The sequence below is a fragment of the Devosia sp. CAU 1758 genome (assembly GCF_054482695.1).
Genome location: NZ_JBTLRJ010000003.1, coordinates 416,293 through 429,843 on the forward strand (window position 1 = coordinate 416,293; position 13,551 = coordinate 429,843).

General features: G+C 61.8%; 14 protein-coding genes. 2 read left to right on the plus strand and 12 right to left on the minus strand.

Annotated elements, in window-relative coordinates:
* Positions 1 to 10 precede the first annotated feature (10 nt).
* Positions 11 to 1,012: a tRNA dihydrouridine synthase DusB gene (dusB, locus tag ACXYMS_RS12105; RefSeq protein WP_458906602.1), complete on the minus strand. Its 1,002-nt coding sequence runs from the start codon at positions 1,010 to 1,012 to the stop codon at positions 11 to 13.
* A gap of 181 nt (positions 1,013 to 1,193) precedes the next feature.
* Between dusB and ACXYMS_RS12110 the strand changes: the two genes are divergently transcribed.
* Positions 1,194 to 2,384 carry a bifunctional 2-C-methyl-D-erythritol 4-phosphate cytidylyltransferase/2-C-methyl-D-erythritol 2,4-cyclodiphosphate synthase gene (locus ACXYMS_RS12110; protein WP_458906604.1) on the plus strand — a complete coding sequence of 397 codons (1,191 nt, stop codon included), beginning with the start codon at positions 1,194 to 1,196 and terminating at the stop codon, positions 2,382 to 2,384.
* Positions 2,385 to 2,885 (plus strand): CinA family protein, encoded by a 501-nt coding sequence (locus tag ACXYMS_RS12115; protein WP_458906606.1) that lies wholly within the window; start codon positions 2,385 to 2,387, stop codon positions 2,883 to 2,885.
* Between the two features lie 9 nt (positions 2,886 to 2,894).
* Here the strand turns inward: ACXYMS_RS12115 and ACXYMS_RS12120 are convergent, their stop codons facing one another.
* The 11 genes from ACXYMS_RS12120 to ACXYMS_RS12170 form a co-directional block, all read right to left on the minus strand.
* The gene (locus tag ACXYMS_RS12120) at positions 2,895 to 3,338 is read right to left on the minus strand and encodes a type II toxin-antitoxin system RatA family toxin (RefSeq protein WP_458906608.1); all 444 of its coding nucleotides are present in this window, start codon (positions 3,336 to 3,338) and stop codon (positions 2,895 to 2,897) included.
* A 102-nt stretch (positions 3,339 to 3,440) separates the two neighbouring features.
* On the minus strand, positions 3,441 to 4,394 hold the full coding sequence (gene lipA / locus ACXYMS_RS12125; protein WP_458906609.1) for a lipoyl synthase: 954 nt from the start codon (positions 4,392 to 4,394) through the stop codon (positions 3,441 to 3,443).
* A gap of 150 nt (positions 4,395 to 4,544) precedes the next feature.
* Positions 4,545 to 5,585 carry a Gfo/Idh/MocA family protein gene (locus tag ACXYMS_RS12130; protein ID WP_458906610.1) on the minus strand — a complete coding sequence of 347 codons (1,041 nt, stop codon included), beginning with the start codon at positions 5,583 to 5,585 and terminating at the stop codon, positions 4,545 to 4,547.
* A gap of 55 nt (positions 5,586 to 5,640) precedes the next feature.
* The gene (gene lpdA / locus ACXYMS_RS12135; RefSeq protein WP_458906612.1) at positions 5,641 to 7,080 is read right to left on the minus strand and encodes a dihydrolipoyl dehydrogenase; all 1,440 of its coding nucleotides are present in this window, start codon (positions 7,078 to 7,080) and stop codon (positions 5,641 to 5,643) included.
* 25 nt (positions 7,081 to 7,105) lie between these two features.
* Entirely contained in the window at positions 7,106 to 7,753 is a 648-nt protein-coding gene (locus ACXYMS_RS12140; RefSeq protein WP_458906614.1) for an SGNH/GDSL hydrolase family protein, read from the minus strand.
* Between the two features lie 11 nt (positions 7,754 to 7,764).
* Positions 7,765 to 9,144: a pyruvate dehydrogenase complex dihydrolipoamide acetyltransferase gene (locus tag ACXYMS_RS12145; protein ID WP_458906616.1), complete on the minus strand. Its 1,380-nt coding sequence runs from the start codon at positions 9,142 to 9,144 to the stop codon at positions 7,765 to 7,767.
* Positions 9,145 to 9,156: 12 nt separating this feature from the next.
* Positions 9,157 to 10,551: a pyruvate dehydrogenase complex E1 component subunit beta gene (locus tag ACXYMS_RS12150; protein WP_458906618.1), complete on the minus strand. Its 1,395-nt coding sequence runs from the start codon at positions 10,549 to 10,551 to the stop codon at positions 9,157 to 9,159.
* A gap of 1 nt (position 10,552) precedes the next feature.
* Entirely contained in the window at positions 10,553 to 10,945 is a 393-nt protein-coding gene (locus ACXYMS_RS12155) for a hypothetical protein (RefSeq protein ID WP_458906620.1), read from the minus strand.
* A gap of 8 nt (positions 10,946 to 10,953) precedes the next feature.
* On the minus strand, positions 10,954 to 11,973 hold the full coding sequence (gene pdhA / locus ACXYMS_RS12160; RefSeq protein ID WP_458906621.1) for a pyruvate dehydrogenase (acetyl-transferring) E1 component subunit alpha: 1,020 nt from the start codon (positions 11,971 to 11,973) through the stop codon (positions 10,954 to 10,956).
* Positions 11,974 to 12,088: 115 nt separating this feature from the next.
* Positions 12,089 to 12,487, minus strand: coding sequence for an FtsB family cell division protein (locus ACXYMS_RS12165; protein ID WP_458906623.1), 399 nt, complete (start codon positions 12,485 to 12,487; stop codon positions 12,089 to 12,091).
* A gap of 57 nt (positions 12,488 to 12,544) precedes the next feature.
* The gene (locus ACXYMS_RS12170) at positions 12,545 to 13,516 is read right to left on the minus strand and encodes a ribose-phosphate diphosphokinase (RefSeq protein WP_458906625.1); all 972 of its coding nucleotides are present in this window, start codon (positions 13,514 to 13,516) and stop codon (positions 12,545 to 12,547) included.
* Positions 13,517 to 13,551: the final 35 nt, after the last annotated feature.

The following is a 13,551-nucleotide window of genomic DNA, read 5'->3' on the forward strand; positions in this document are numbered from 1 at the left end:
ACTGCACTGCTCACGCCGCGGTCCTCCACTCACCAGAAAACAGGGTGCCGATCAGCGACAGCACCTCTTTGGTATTGTCATTGTCGAGCAGCGTCTTGCGGGTGGGTTTATCGAGCGCCAAACCTGCTGCATCCGCGTACCAGCCCAGATGCTTGCGGGCCGCCCTCAGTCCCACTTCCCGACCATAGTCGAGCAGCATCTCTTCATAATGCCGCTGCACCAGGGCCACCAGGTCAGCACCCTCGGGCGCGTTCTGCACCACCTGTCCGGCAAGCCCAGCGCCGATTTGCCCGACCCGCCAGGGCTGTCCCTGTGCACCCCGACCCAGCATCACGGCTGCCGCGCCAGACTGCTCCAGCGCTTGCCGCGCGCTGGCCAAATCGACAATGTCGCCGTTGATCACCACAGGCATGTCGACCGCCTCGACCACGCTGCGCACCAGCGACCAACGGGCATTGCCCTTGTAGAACTGCTGCCGTGTGCGCCCATGGACGCTGATCATCTGCGCCCCGGCGCTCACCGCCAGCCGCGCGATCTGCGCAGCATTGAGGCTGTCATCGTCCCAGCCCAGGCGCATCTTAACCGTCACCGGCTTGTTGGTGGCGCCGGCAACGGCCTCGACAATGGCCAGAGCCTGATCCGGAACCCGCATCAGCGCCGACCCGGCATAGCCATTGGTCACGCGCTTGGCCGGACAGCCGAAATTGATGTCGATGATGTCGGCGCCGGCAGCATCGGCAATGCGCGCGCCTTCCGCCATCCAGTGCGGCTCGCACCCGGCCAGTTGCACCATATGCGGCAGGCTGCCGGCACGTGTCAGCTTACGCACCATGCCTTCATGGCCGGTGGAGAGGGCCGAACTGGCGACCATTTCGGATACCACCATGCCGGCGCCAAAACGCTCGGCGATATCCCGAAACGGTCGGTCGGTAATACCCGCCATCGGCGCCAAAAAGGCGCAATTGCGAATGGCATGCCCCCCGATGCTCAATGCGCAGGCACTGTCGTTCAAAGAGTTGCCCCAGAAATGTTCAATTTGGCAATGATGCCCGCACAATAATCATTTTCATTGTGCACGCAACCGCTACCCGCTGTTGCAGCAGTGGAAACCAGCCCTGCTCTTGCCGCATGGCAGGGCGGCGGCTAGACCGTTAGCGAAGACGACAGTATCGGAGCGAAGTGCCTATATCGCCATGCGTGCAAAATCCATAGCTGTCATCATTGTCGCTGCCGGAAAAGGCGAGCGCGCCGGGGCTAACGATAGTTCCGATCCGAAGCAGTATCGCCAGGTCGCCGGTGAGCCGGTATTGTCCCGCACCATAACGGCGTTTCTTGCCCTGGATTCCATCACCCATGTGGTTCCGATCATCCATGCCGACCACGGCGAGCGCTATGCTGCCCTCGGTCTGGCCGATGCGCGTCTCATGCCTGCGGTCCATGGTGGCGCAACGCGTCAAGGCTCGGTCCTCGAAGGTTTGAAGGCCCTTGGGCCGCTGCAACCCGACCGGGTCCTGATTCACGACGCAGCGCGGCCTTTCGTCTCCGCTGAACTGATCACCCGCGTCATCGCCGCCCTCGACCAGCACGATGGCGCCCTCCCCACCGTTCCGGTCACCGACACCATCAAGCGCTCACTCGACGGCGCGCTTGTCGCCACCACCGAGGACCGGCGCCAACTCTTCGCCGCTCAGACCCCGCAGGGCTTTCGCTTCGGCCCGATATTCTCTGCCCATATGCGTACCGGCACCGTCCGCCGCGAGTTTACCGACGACGCCGAAATTGCCGAATGGGCTGGCCTTCGGGTCGCAATGGTCGAAGGCGAGCGCAACAATATCAAGATCACCCATCCCGAAGACTTCATACGTGCGGAGCGCATCATCATGGCAGACCAGGGGTTCGAAACCCGCATCGGGACCGGCTACGACGTCCATCCCTTTGCCCCGGGCGACGCCGTCTGGCTCTGTGGCGTGAAAATTCCGCATGGCGCAAAACTCCAGGGCCATTCCGATGCCGATGTGGCTTTGCACGCACTCACCGACGCTATCCTGGGTGCCATCGGCGAAGGGGATATCGGCGTGCATTTTCCGCCCGGCGATATGCAGTGGAAGGACGCCGCTTCAACCATCTTCTTGCGTCATGCCGGCGATCTGGTCAGCCATCTCGGTGGCCGTATCGTCAATCTGGACGTGACAATCGTCGCGGAAGCGCCGAGGATTGCGGTGCACGCCCCCGCCATGTGCACCGTGATCGCCGAGACCCTCGGGATTTCGGCATCCCGCGTGGCGGTCAAGGCGACAACCAATGAAAAGCTCGGGTTTATCGGGCGGGAGGAAGGAATCGTGGCAATGGCGAGTGCAAGCGTGGAAGTGCCGAGGATCGACTGAATGGCAGCCAAGGAAAAGCCCTCGATCGGCAAGCAGATCATCGACCTTCTGGCCGAGCGCAACCAGACCCTTGTAACGGCGGAAAGCTGCACCGGCGGCATGATCGCCTCGGCGCTGACCGATATCCCCGGCGCCTCGGCGGCCATATACGGCGGCTACATCACCTATGCCAATTCGGCCAAGTCACGCATGATTCAGGTGCAGCCGCGCCTGATCGGTGACTATGGCGCGGTCAGCAACCAGGTCGCTCGCGCTATGGCCGACGGCGCCCGCAACACCGCCCGCGTTGACTTCGCCGTGGCCGCGACCGGCATTGCCGGACCTGATGGCGGCACCGATAAGAAGCCCGTGGGCCTGGTCTATGTCGCGGTTTCGTCCGAACTGGCCACCATCGTGATCGAACACCGTTTCGGAGATCTCAGCCGCGACGCCATTCGCAAGGCCACCGTCGACGCAGCGCTCGACCTGGTGTTGCAGGTGCTGACGAGCGACAGAGATTAGATTTGGGTGCTAGCCTTCAAACCGCCGATCCGCCTCTTCGCAAAACGCCTGCATGATCTCTTCCTGCTTGGCCGCGAAGGCCGGCTCGGCAACTGCCGCGATCAGCGGATTGGAAATCTTGAAGTCGATTTCGAACCGCACCCGCGTCCCCTGCCCCTCGGGCTCGAAGCTCCAGACTGAGTCGAGATAGGCAAACGGCCCATCCACCGCCTTGGCGACGATCGTCTTCGCGGCAGGATTCAGCGTCACCCGGCTGGTGTAGGACTGCGTGATCGGCCCGAACGAAATCGTCATTTTCGCCAGCCGCACATCGCCAACCTGCGCCGCCGGGTCACGCCGCACATTCATCGCCCGGCAATTGGGAACAAAGCGCGGATAGTGCTCGAGATCGGAGACGATCTCATACATCCGCTCCGGCAGGTGCGGCACATGCCGTTCATAGAAGCGCTTCATCCTAAAGCATGTCTCCCGAAAGTGGTCCCGGTTTCGGGACAAAGACATGCGCCAAGACCAGAGTCAGGGCGCATAGAGCGACCCTCAAGGTCGCGACGCGCCCTAATGGCCGAGCCTTGCCATCCGGTTGGCCTTGAGGCGCGCGAAATCTTCGCCGGCATGGTGCGAGGAGCGCGTCAGCGGGCTCGACGAGACCAGCAGAAACCCCTTCGCAGTCGCGACCGTGGCGAAGGACCTGAACTCCTCCGGCGTGACAAATCGTTGCAAGGGATAGTGCTTCTTGGTCGGCTGCAGATATTGCCCGATGGTCAGGAAGTCCACCTCGGCCGATCGCAGGTCATCCATCAGCTGCAACACTTCGTTCCGCTCTTCGCCCAGGCCCACCATAATGCCTGACTTGGTGAAAATGGTCGGGTCGAGTTCCTTGACCCGCTGCAACAGCCGGATGGAATGAAAGTAGCGAGCGCCGGGCCGCACCTTCAGATACTTCGACGGTACGGTTTCAAGATTGTGGTTGAATACGTCCGGCCTGGCAGCCACAACGATCTCCAGGGCCCCTTCCTTGCGCAGGAAGTCCGGCGTCAGGATTTCGATCGTCGTTCGCGGATTGCGCGCGCGGATGGCCAGGATCACATCGGCAAAGTGCTGCGCGCCGCCATCGGCCAGGTCATCCCGGTCCACTGAGGTGATGACCACATGCTCAAGCCCTAGCTTCTGGACGGCAATGGCCACATTTTCGGGCTCATGGGGATCGAGCGGCCCCGGCATGCCGGTGCGCACATTGCAGAAGGCGCAGGCGCGGGTGCAGATCTCGCCCATGATCATCATGGTCGCGTGCTTCTTGCTCCAGCATTCCCCGATATTGGGGCAGCCGGCTTCCTCGCAGACGGTGACGAGATTGTTCTCCCGCACGATCTGCTGGGTTTCCTTGTAGACCGGCGATCCGGGCGCCCTGACGCGGATCCAGTCCGGCTTGCGCAGCACAATGCTGTCGGGCCGATTGGCCTTTTCCGGATGGCGCGGCTTTACCGCAGAATTGTCGATGAGCGTGACCATGTCAGTCCTGACTGGGGTCCGAGTGTTTCCAGGCGAGTTGGGACCGGTTCGGCGTCCGGAACACGACCACAAAGATTAAGCCCTATATCGCTCCCTTGGCGACCAGGTTCAACCCGGCCGTCTGGGTGATTGGCAGCCATGCAGGCCACCCTACCCCATGATTTCAGTCATCTCGACCCAATCGCCCCCGCGCGATGCGGAAAGGATGGTCGCCTGCACCAGCCCGAGCGAACCCAGATTGTCGGCGCCGGAGCTGAAACCCACCGGCACGGCGCCGGTATCCAGCACATTGGCAATGGCATTGAGCGTACCGGTCCGGTCAGGAAACTTCACTGCATCCAGCTTGACCTTCTCGACCTTGCCATCGAGCGGCAGCAATGTCAGCACATCGGGGCCGGCCTTGTCGCGAAAATGGTCGCGCGAGCTCCATGCAATCTGGCCCTCGGCGCCGTCCATGATCCATTCGCCCGCCCAAGGCGTCACCGGCCCGGAATTCATCCAGCTGGCGCGATAGGAAACCACTGTCCCCTTCGAGAATTCGATGGTGGCGACGCCGCTTGGATCGAAGCGGAACGGGCTGCCTGGCGGGTTCCAGGTCCGGCAGGACAGCCGCACCGGCTCGTCGCCAAGCACGTAGCGCATCAGGTCGAAATGGTGGATGGACATATCGGCCAGCAGCGGGTCGGGCATGTCCCAATAGCGATAGCCCTGGCTGGGGCCATGGCGACGGAAATCGATGCTGACCATATTGAGGGCGCCGAACTTTCCGGAAGCGATGAGATCGGCAACGGCAATCGGTGCGGGCTGGTGGCGATAGTTCTGGCTGACCATCAACACCCGGTCCTGCGCTTTGGCGAGCGCCACCAATTCCTTGCCCTGGGCAATGGTGGTGGTGAAGGGTTTTTCCACCAGCACGTTATAGCCCAGCTCGAGGCAGCGCTTCACGACCGGGTAATGTGCTTCGGTGCGCAGGGTACAGAGCGCCAGCGTCGCATCGGTATGCTTGGCAGCGTCTTCCAGGCTCGAAAAACAGAGCTTCGGATCAATGCCCAATTCGGATTGGACCCGGCTCGTGGCCTCGGGATTGGTATCCACATAGCCCACCATCTCTATAGTGGGAACTTTGGGGATAACATCCTTCGACCAGCTGAAACCCCAATGTCCCAGACCGATCTGGATTGCCTTGACCATGTGGAAAACTCCTGTGGTTGTACGTTCCGCATCGGCGCCCAGCACCGTGAGAAAATCAGATATTCAGCGCGCGACCATAGGCGTCGAGGACACTTTCCTTCATCGTCTCGCTTAGCGTCGGATGCGGAAAAATGGTGTGCATCAGGTCTTCCTCGGTGGTTTCGAGGTTCATTGCTACCACAAAGCCCTGGATCAGCTCGGTCACTTCCGCGCCAACCATATGGGCACCCAGCAACTCGCCTGTCTTGGCGTCAAAAATGGTCTTCACCAGACCATCGGGCTCGCCGAGCGCAATCGCCTTGCCATTGCCAATGAACGGAAAACGCCCGACTTTGATCTCGCGCCCCGCTTCTTTCGCCTTGGCCTCGGTGAGGCCAACGCTCGCCACCTGCGGCTCGCAATATGTACAGCCCGGCACCTTTGACTTGTCGAGACCGTGCACCTTCATGCCGGCGATTTTCTCGACCGTGATCACTGCCTCGTGCTCGGCTTTGTGCGCCAGCATCGGCGGGCCGGCAACGTCACCAATCGCCCAGATCCCGTCCACACTGGTCTTGCCATAGCCATCGATGACGATGGCACCGCGCTCGGTCTTCACCCCGATCGTCTCCAGCCCCAACCCTTCGATGTTGCACATGACGCCAACCGCCGAGATCAGCTTGTCGCCGGCAATCTGCTGGGTCTTGCCATCCTTGGTCTCAACATGGGCAATGATGCCGTCCTTGGTCTTTTCGACCTTGGCCACCTTGGCCTCGGTGAGGAACTTGATGCCGCGCTTTTCCAGCCGCTTGCGGGCAAGGGCCGAAATTTCTGCATCCTCCACCGGCAGGATTTGCGGCAGCAGTTCGATGACCGTCACTTCGGCGCCCAGCGAGCGATAGAAAGATGCGAACTCGATGCCGATGGCACCCGAGCCCATGACCACCAGCGACTTGGGCATTTCAGCTGGCTTCAGGGCCTCGAAATAGGTCCATATCCTGTCGCCATCCGGCTCGATGCCGGGCAGCACGCGCGGCCGCGCACCGGTCGCGATGACGATGTTCTTGGCCTTGTAGGTCCCCTCGCCCAACGCATTCTTGGGGATTGGCCCCTGCGGCTCAACAATCTTCTTCTTGGTCGGCGCGACTTTGATCTCGCCTGGCCGGGTGATGACGGCTTCGCCCCAGATGATGTCGATCTTGTTCTTCTTCATCAGGAACTGCGCGCCATTGTTCATCTGCGCCGCAATGGCGCGCGAACGCTTGACGATACCGTCGAGGTCGAAGCCGAACTTTTCAGCCGTGAGGCCATAATCCTTGGCATGACCCATATGCCCGTAGATTTCAGCCGACCGCAGCAGCGCCTTGGTCGGAATACAGCCCCAGTTCGAGCAAATGCCGGCCATATGCTCGCGCTCGACAATGGCCACCTTCATGCCCAGCTGCGCGCCACGAATGGCAGCGATATACCCGCCGGGACCGGCGCCGATGACGAGAAGATCGTATTGGTCAGCCATTTGGGCCTCCAGAAATAAACAGGGTTCAGAGACCCAGGATTTTCGTGACGAGCGGCACAAGGCCCTCGCCAATGGCGCGTGTATTGGCCGGGTCGAGATGCACGCCGTCGCGCGGATCGGCCTTGGCGACCGTGGACGCGTCGAAAAACGCAACCCCGGTTTCCTCGGCATGGCGACGATAGTGCCGCGCAAAATCCTGCGACTCGCGGATCAGGTGATCCAGCCCGCCGAAATTGCTCAGCATGTTCTCATTGGTCGTTTGCACCACATGCGGCGGCGACACGAGAAGGATCTGCGGCACTGCTTCACCGACGCTGGCAAAATGCCCGCGTGTCATCTCGATCAGCCGCCGTGCACCACGCGCGGCATAGGCCGCCGACCCCGCCACGAAGGGCTTGAGGTCATTGGTGCCGAGGAAAATGATGACTAGGTCGAGCGGCGCATGACTGGCCAGCAGGGTCGGCAGGATGCGCGCGCCATTGCGGTCGGCCGCCGCCGTCCAGTCGTCATAGGCCGTGGCACGGCCGCCAAGACCCTCGGCAATCACCCGCGCCTTGCCACCAAGGCCCTTTTCAAGGGTTGTCGGCCAGCGATCTTCATAGGCATGGCGAGGCCCGCCACCGGGGTCCGCGCCATAGGTCAGGCTGTCGCCATAGGCGAGAATGGTCTTCATGAGCCGTTCGCCTACGCCAACATCATCACGGGATTTTCGATCAACCCCTTGAACACGCCCAGCACCTCGGCCCCCAGCGCCCCGTCAACCGAGCGGTGGTCACAGCTGAGCGTGCAGGTCATGAATTGGCCGACTTTCACTTCGCCCTTGTCGGCATAGACCCGCTCTTCGCCCACGCCCACGGCGAGGATCGTGCCATGCGGCGGATTGATGACGGCGGCAAAGTCCTTGATCCCGAACATGCCAAGGTTCGACACCGACGAGGCGCCGCCCTGATATTCATGCGGCATCAGCTTCTTGTTGCGCGCCCGGGTCGCGAGGTCCTTCACCGCCTCGGAGATTTCGCGCAGGCTCTTGGTGTCGCAGCTCTTGACCACCGGCGTGAACAACCCGCCCGGAATGGCCACGGCCACGGCGACGTCGCTGCGCTTGTGATAGAGGATCGAGTCCCCGGCCCAGGTGGCGTTGGCGCTCGGCACGCGCTGCAGCGCAATGGCCCAAGCCTTCATCACGAAGTCATTGACCGACAGCTTGAACTCCGGCTTGCCGTCCTTGGACTTGGGCGCAGTGGCATTGATTTGCTCGCGCGCTGCCATCAAGGCGTCGATGCGGCAATCAATGGTCAGATAGAAATGCGGAACGGTCTGCTTGCTCTCGGTCAGGCGCGCCGCGATGGTCTTGCGCATGCCGTCATTGGGAACGACCTCGTAGGAGCCGTCCTCGTAGAGAGCCATCACCTGATTCTTGCTCATGCCGGTTGGCATGGCCCCACCAGCTGGAGCAGCCGATGCGCTTGCAGCAGCCTTGAGCGGCGTCTTGCCCGATTTGGCACCTTCGACGTCCGCCTTGATCACGCGCCCCTTGGGGCCCGTGCCGGAAATGGCCGCAACATCAATGCCCGCTTCCTTGGCCAGTCGCCGTGCCAGTGGCGAGGCAAACACCTTGCCGCCTTCAGATTTAGCGGCGGCCGGCGCTGCCTTGGCAGGTGCCGGGTCGGCCTTGGCAGTGGGCGTAGTCTGCGTGGCGGCATCGGCGCGCTCGACCGTGCCAGCATCCTTTTTGGGCTCTTCGGCTTTCGCCTCTGGCGTGGGAGCCTCTGATTTTTGCTGTTCCGCGGCCTTTGGCGCAGCCATGTCGCTGGCGCTCTCCCCATCCTGCAACAGTACGGCGATGACGGCATTGACCTTCACATTGTCAGTGCCTTCCTCGACCAGAATTTTGCCAATCTTGCCCTCGTCCACGGCTTCCACTTCCATGGTCGCCTTGTCGGTCTCGATCTCGGCAATGACATCGCCCGAGGAGACGCTGTCTCCCTCCTTGACGTGCCACTTGGCAAGCTTGCCCTCTTCCATCGTCGGAGAGAGCGCCGGCATGGTGATATCAATTGGCATCCCGGTTCTCCCTTACGAGCGATAAGTCACGGCATTCACAGCCGCAATCACTTCATCAACATTAGGCAGCGCCAGCTTTTCAAGGTTGGCGGCATAGGGCATGGGCACGTCCTTCCCCGTCACGCGCATCACCGGCGCATCGAGGTAGTCGAACGCCGCTTCCATGACTCGGGCCGATAGTTCGGCGCCGATGCCGCCCTGCGGCCAGCCTTCCTCGACGGTCACCATGCGACCAGTCTTCTTGACCGACTCGATGACGGTGTCGCTGTCGAGTGGGCGCAGGGTGCGCAAGTCGATCAGTTCGACATCGACCCCGGCGGCAACCAGCTTCTCGGTGGCTTGGGTGGCGTAGCGCATGCCCATGGAGAACGAGACGATTGTTACGTCTGCGCCCTTGCGAGCGATGCGCGCCTTGCCGATGGGCAGCACGAAATCATCGACCTTGGGCACCAGGCCCGTTGAGCCGTAGAGAATTTCGTTTTCGAGGAACACCACCGGATTGGGCGAGCGAATCGCCGCCTTGAGCAGGCCCTTGGCGTCTGCCGCGCTATAGGGCGCGATGACGGTCAGGCCCGGCACATGGCTGTACCAGGCCGAATAGTCCTGGCTGTGCTGCGCCCCGACGCGCGAAGCCACGCCATTGGGGCCACGGAACACCATTGGCGCCGTCACCTGCCCACCCGACATATAGAGCTGCTTGGCGGCCGAGTTGATGATCTGGTCAATCGCCTGCATGGCAAAGTTCCAGGTCATGAACTCGACGATGGGCTTCAGCCCCGCAAAGGCGGCACCGACGGCGAGACCGGCAAAGCCATGCTCGGTGATCGGCGTATCAATGATGCGGTCCTTGCCGAATTCCTGCAGCAGGTTCTGGGTGATCTTGTAGGCGCCCTGATACTCGGCGACCTCCTCGCCCATGACGAACACATCCTTGTCGCGACGCAGTTCCTCGGCCATGGCCTCGTTCAGCGCCTGGCGCACGGTCATCTCGACCATTTCCACGCCCTCGGGCAGATCGGGATCGGCCTGCGGCTCGAATTTTGGCGCAGCCGGCACAGCGGCAGCCGCGGGCGCCGTGTCAGCGGCCTTTTCCGCCGCGGCAACTGGCGCCTCAGCCGGCTCGGGAGCCGTCTCGGCGACGGGCGCAGCCGCTTCGCCGGCGCTTTCGCCCTCGGCCAGCACCACGGCGATGGGCGTATTGACCTTCACGCCTTCCGTGCCTTCTTCCACCAGAATTTCAGTAACGGTGCCTTCATCCACGGCCTCGACTTCCATCGTCGCCTTGTCGGTTTCGATTTCGGCCAGCACATCGCCGGACTTCACAACGTCGCCAACCTTGACCACCCATTTGGCAAGCTTGCCCTCTTCCATGGTCGGCGACAGGGCGGGCATGAGGATTTGAGGCATATCAGCTCTCCACGAGGATCGCGCCGGGCATGGAGGCCACAGGGCGGAGAATGGAATTGGGATTGAGGCTGGCCGTATCGATCCGCCAGCCATTGATCTTCTTCGGTGTGATCTGGGCCGCGCCATCGGGACGCTGGTTGACCACCCAACCGCTCAGCACCAAGCCGAGGATGACAAAGGCGAGCGCAGCAATGACGGCACGCTTGTAGATCGCGGCCTGCACTTCACCGGCTAGGCCGGCGCGCTGGCTGATCTCGCCAAAGCGCCACCAGCCGAACAGCCAGCCGCGCCACTGCTCCACCGGTGCCCTCTTGCTGATCGCCATGGCCTGGCCGGCAGCCAGGGCCACCGACAGGGCTGCAAACAGCAGGACGACACCGAGAAGGATGCTCATCGCTGGCCCTAGGCTTCGATGGTTATGTCAGTCCAGAGCTCGGACGCCGCCGGCTCGGGATCATTGGTGGCAAAATCGGCCGCCTCCGTGACGATGGCGCGAATTTCGGTCTCGATCTTCTTGAGCTCTTCCTCTGTGATCTGGCCACCTTCAATAAGCCGTGCCCGCACCTGCTCGATTGGGTCGCGCTCCTGCCGATATTTGGTCACTTCATCCTTGGTCCGATACTTCGCCGGGTCGGACATGGAGTGACCCCGATAGCGATAGGTCAGCATTTCGAGGATATAGGGCCCCTTGCCTGAACGGGCGTGCTCGATGGCGCGCTGGGCGGCATCATGGACCATGCGCACATCCATTCCGTCGACCTGCTCGCCGGGAATGTTGAAAGAGAGACCGCGCTGCGAGAAATCGGTGGTCGCCGAGGAGCGCTCGATCGAGGTGCCCATGGCGTATTTGTTGTTCTCGATCACGTAAACGACCGGCAGGTTCCAGAGCTTGGCCATGTTGAAGCTCTCATAGACCTGGCCCTGATTGGCCGCCCCGTCACCAAAATAGGTGATCGAGACGGACCCATCGCCGCTATATTTGCTGGCAAAGGCAAGACCTGTGCCCAGCGAGGCCTGCGCGCCCACAATGCCGTTGCCGCCATAGAAGCGGTGCTCGTTGGAGAACATGTGCATCGAGCCGCCCTTGCCTTTCGACAACCCGCCTTGGCGCCCGGTCAGCTCAGCCATCACACCCTTGGGATCAAGGCCCATGACCAGCATGTGCCCGTGGTCGCGATAGCCGGTGATCTGGGCATCCTTGCCCTTCTCCGAAGCCATGGTGATTCCGGTCACGACCGCTTCCTGGCCGATATAAAGATGGCAGAAGCCACCGATCAGGCCCATGCCGTACATCTGGCCAGCCTTTTCCTCGAACCGCCGGATCAGCAGCATCTCGCGGAACGCTTCGAGCTCCTGGTCCTGGGTGAACTGGGGGATATTGGGCTGCGTCTTGGCCTTGGTGGCCGTCGCCTTGCGCGCCATTCTACACTCCGCTTGGGTCGGGGAATTTGCCGCTTCGGCCAATCAGGCCACTTCGCGCATGATACTGCAAGCGCAAGGGTAATAACATTGCCCGGACGGAGACGGCAAAACTGAATTAAAGCGTTGAATCTGCTTCGATAATCGAGATTAACTGATCATCGATTAATTCTACATATTGACCAGAAATCGGTTTACCTGTGTCGGGATTCACCATGACGAGCACATCGTCGGCATTGGCCATGTTGAGCAGTGCCCGAGCCCGCTCAACAACAATATCGGGGTCAAGGTGGCGCGGATTGAGCAGCGACACGCGGTGCCGGTAGGCCTCGATCTCAGCCTGCAAGGCCGCGCTGCGATCCTCCAATATCTCGATATCGGCCAGGATGTCCTCGCGGCCGGTAATGCCGAACTGACCCGATAGCGCCGAATAGCCCAGATAAGCCTGGAACCCGAGCAGCGTGACCGTTAGGGCCAATGGACGCCAGAATGGAGGACGTTTGAGACGGGTGGGCATGGGCGGACCAATTCGAGATGGCCGACCATGCCCCATAAGGCATTAATACGGGGTTTCCTATTCAGCCGCCGCGCGGTCTGGACGCGGAGCCTCATGGAACAAGGCGCTGACCGATTCACCATTGTTGATCCGGCGCATGGCTTCAGCCAGCGCCGGTGCGATCGACAGCACGGTGAGTTTTTCCGTCACCCCGCTCGCCTCGATAGGCAAGGTGTTGGTGCAGACAATTTCGCTGAGACCGGCTTCGGCGCTCAGGCGGGCAAGCGCCGATCCGGCAAAGATTCCATGCGTACAAGCAATGCGAATGGAACGGGCGCCATTGGCGCGAAGATGGGCCATGAGCTCGATCATGGAGCCGCCACTGGCGATTTCGTCGTCGAGCACGATCACGTCACGGTCGCGCACCTCACCGATGATTGCGGAGATGTGCACCTGGGTGTCGCTGATCCGCTCCTTGGCTCCGGCGGCAACCGGCGTCCCGAGGCGCCGGGCAAAGGCAGCCGCCGTCTTCGCATTGCCCAGGTCGGGCGACACCACCACGGCATTGGTGAGGTCATAGCGCTGGAAATAGGCCGCCAGTTCACCCAGCGCATGCAGGTGGTCCACCGGCACGCTGAAAAAGCCATGAACCTGCGGCGAGTGCAGCGTCATGGTCACGACGCGACTGGCTCCTGCCGTCATCAGCAGGTCCGCCACCATCCGCCCGCCAATGGAAATGCGCGGCGCATCCTTCTTGTCGGATCGTGCATAGGCATAGTGGGGAATGACCGCGGTGATCCGCGCCGCAGAGGCTCCGCGCGCCGCGTCCAGCATCAACAGCAACTCGACCAGGTGATCTTGCACCGGGGCGCTCAGCGTCTGGATCAGGAACACATCCTGCTCGCGGCAATTGGCCTGCAATTGCACTTCGAGGCAGTCATTGGAGAAGCGTTTGACGGACGTGGGCTGCAAGGGCACGCCCAGTTGCGCGCAAATCTCGAGCGCCAGTTGCGGATGCGAGCTTCCAGCGAACACGGCAATCGGGTTCATGGGAACACCCTCGGCGCTTGGCGGCGGTGAACGTC

What these genes read in the sequence shown, in the direction of transcription:
- ACXYMS_RS12120 (WP_458906608.1), bottom strand. Translation starts at nt 3,338, where the DNA reads ATGAAGCGCTTCTATGAACGGCATGTGCCGCACCTGCCGGAGCGGATG.
- lpdA (WP_458906612.1), bottom strand. Translation starts at nt 7,080, where the DNA reads ATGGCTGACCAATACGATCTTCTCGTCATCGGCGCCGGTCCCGGCGGG.
- ACXYMS_RS12115 (WP_458906606.1), top strand. Translation starts at nt 2,385, where the DNA reads ATGGCAGCCAAGGAAAAGCCCTCGATCGGCAAGCAGATCATCGACCTT.
- ACXYMS_RS12145 (WP_458906616.1), bottom strand. Translation starts at nt 9,144, where the DNA reads ATGCCAATTGATATCACCATGCCGGCGCTCTCTCCGACGATGGAAGAG.
- ACXYMS_RS12155 (WP_458906620.1), bottom strand. Translation starts at nt 10,945, where the DNA reads ATGAGCATCCTTCTCGGTGTCGTCCTGCTGTTTGCAGCCCTGTCGGTG.
- ACXYMS_RS12150 (WP_458906618.1), bottom strand. Translation starts at nt 10,551, where the DNA reads ATGCCTCAAATCCTCATGCCCGCCCTGTCGCCGACCATGGAAGAGGGC.
- ACXYMS_RS12130 (WP_458906610.1), bottom strand. Translation starts at nt 5,585, where the DNA reads ATGGTCAAGGCAATCCAGATCGGTCTGGGACATTGGGGTTTCAGCTGG.
- pdhA (WP_458906621.1), bottom strand. Translation starts at nt 11,973, where the DNA reads ATGGCGCGCAAGGCGACGGCCACCAAGGCCAAGACGCAGCCCAATATC.
- ACXYMS_RS12165 (WP_458906623.1), bottom strand. Translation starts at nt 12,487, where the DNA reads ATGCCCACCCGTCTCAAACGTCCTCCATTCTGGCGTCCATTGGCCCTA.
- ACXYMS_RS12110 (WP_458906604.1), top strand. Translation starts at nt 1,194, where the DNA reads ATGCGTGCAAAATCCATAGCTGTCATCATTGTCGCTGCCGGAAAAGGC.
- lipA (WP_458906609.1), bottom strand. Translation starts at nt 4,394, where the DNA reads ATGGTCACGCTCATCGACAATTCTGCGGTAAAGCCGCGCCATCCGGAA.
- ACXYMS_RS12170 (WP_458906625.1), bottom strand. Translation starts at nt 13,516, where the DNA reads ATGAACCCGATTGCCGTGTTCGCTGGAAGCTCGCATCCGCAACTGGCG.
- ACXYMS_RS12140 (WP_458906614.1), bottom strand. Translation starts at nt 7,753, where the DNA reads ATGAAGACCATTCTCGCCTATGGCGACAGCCTGACCTATGGCGCGGAC.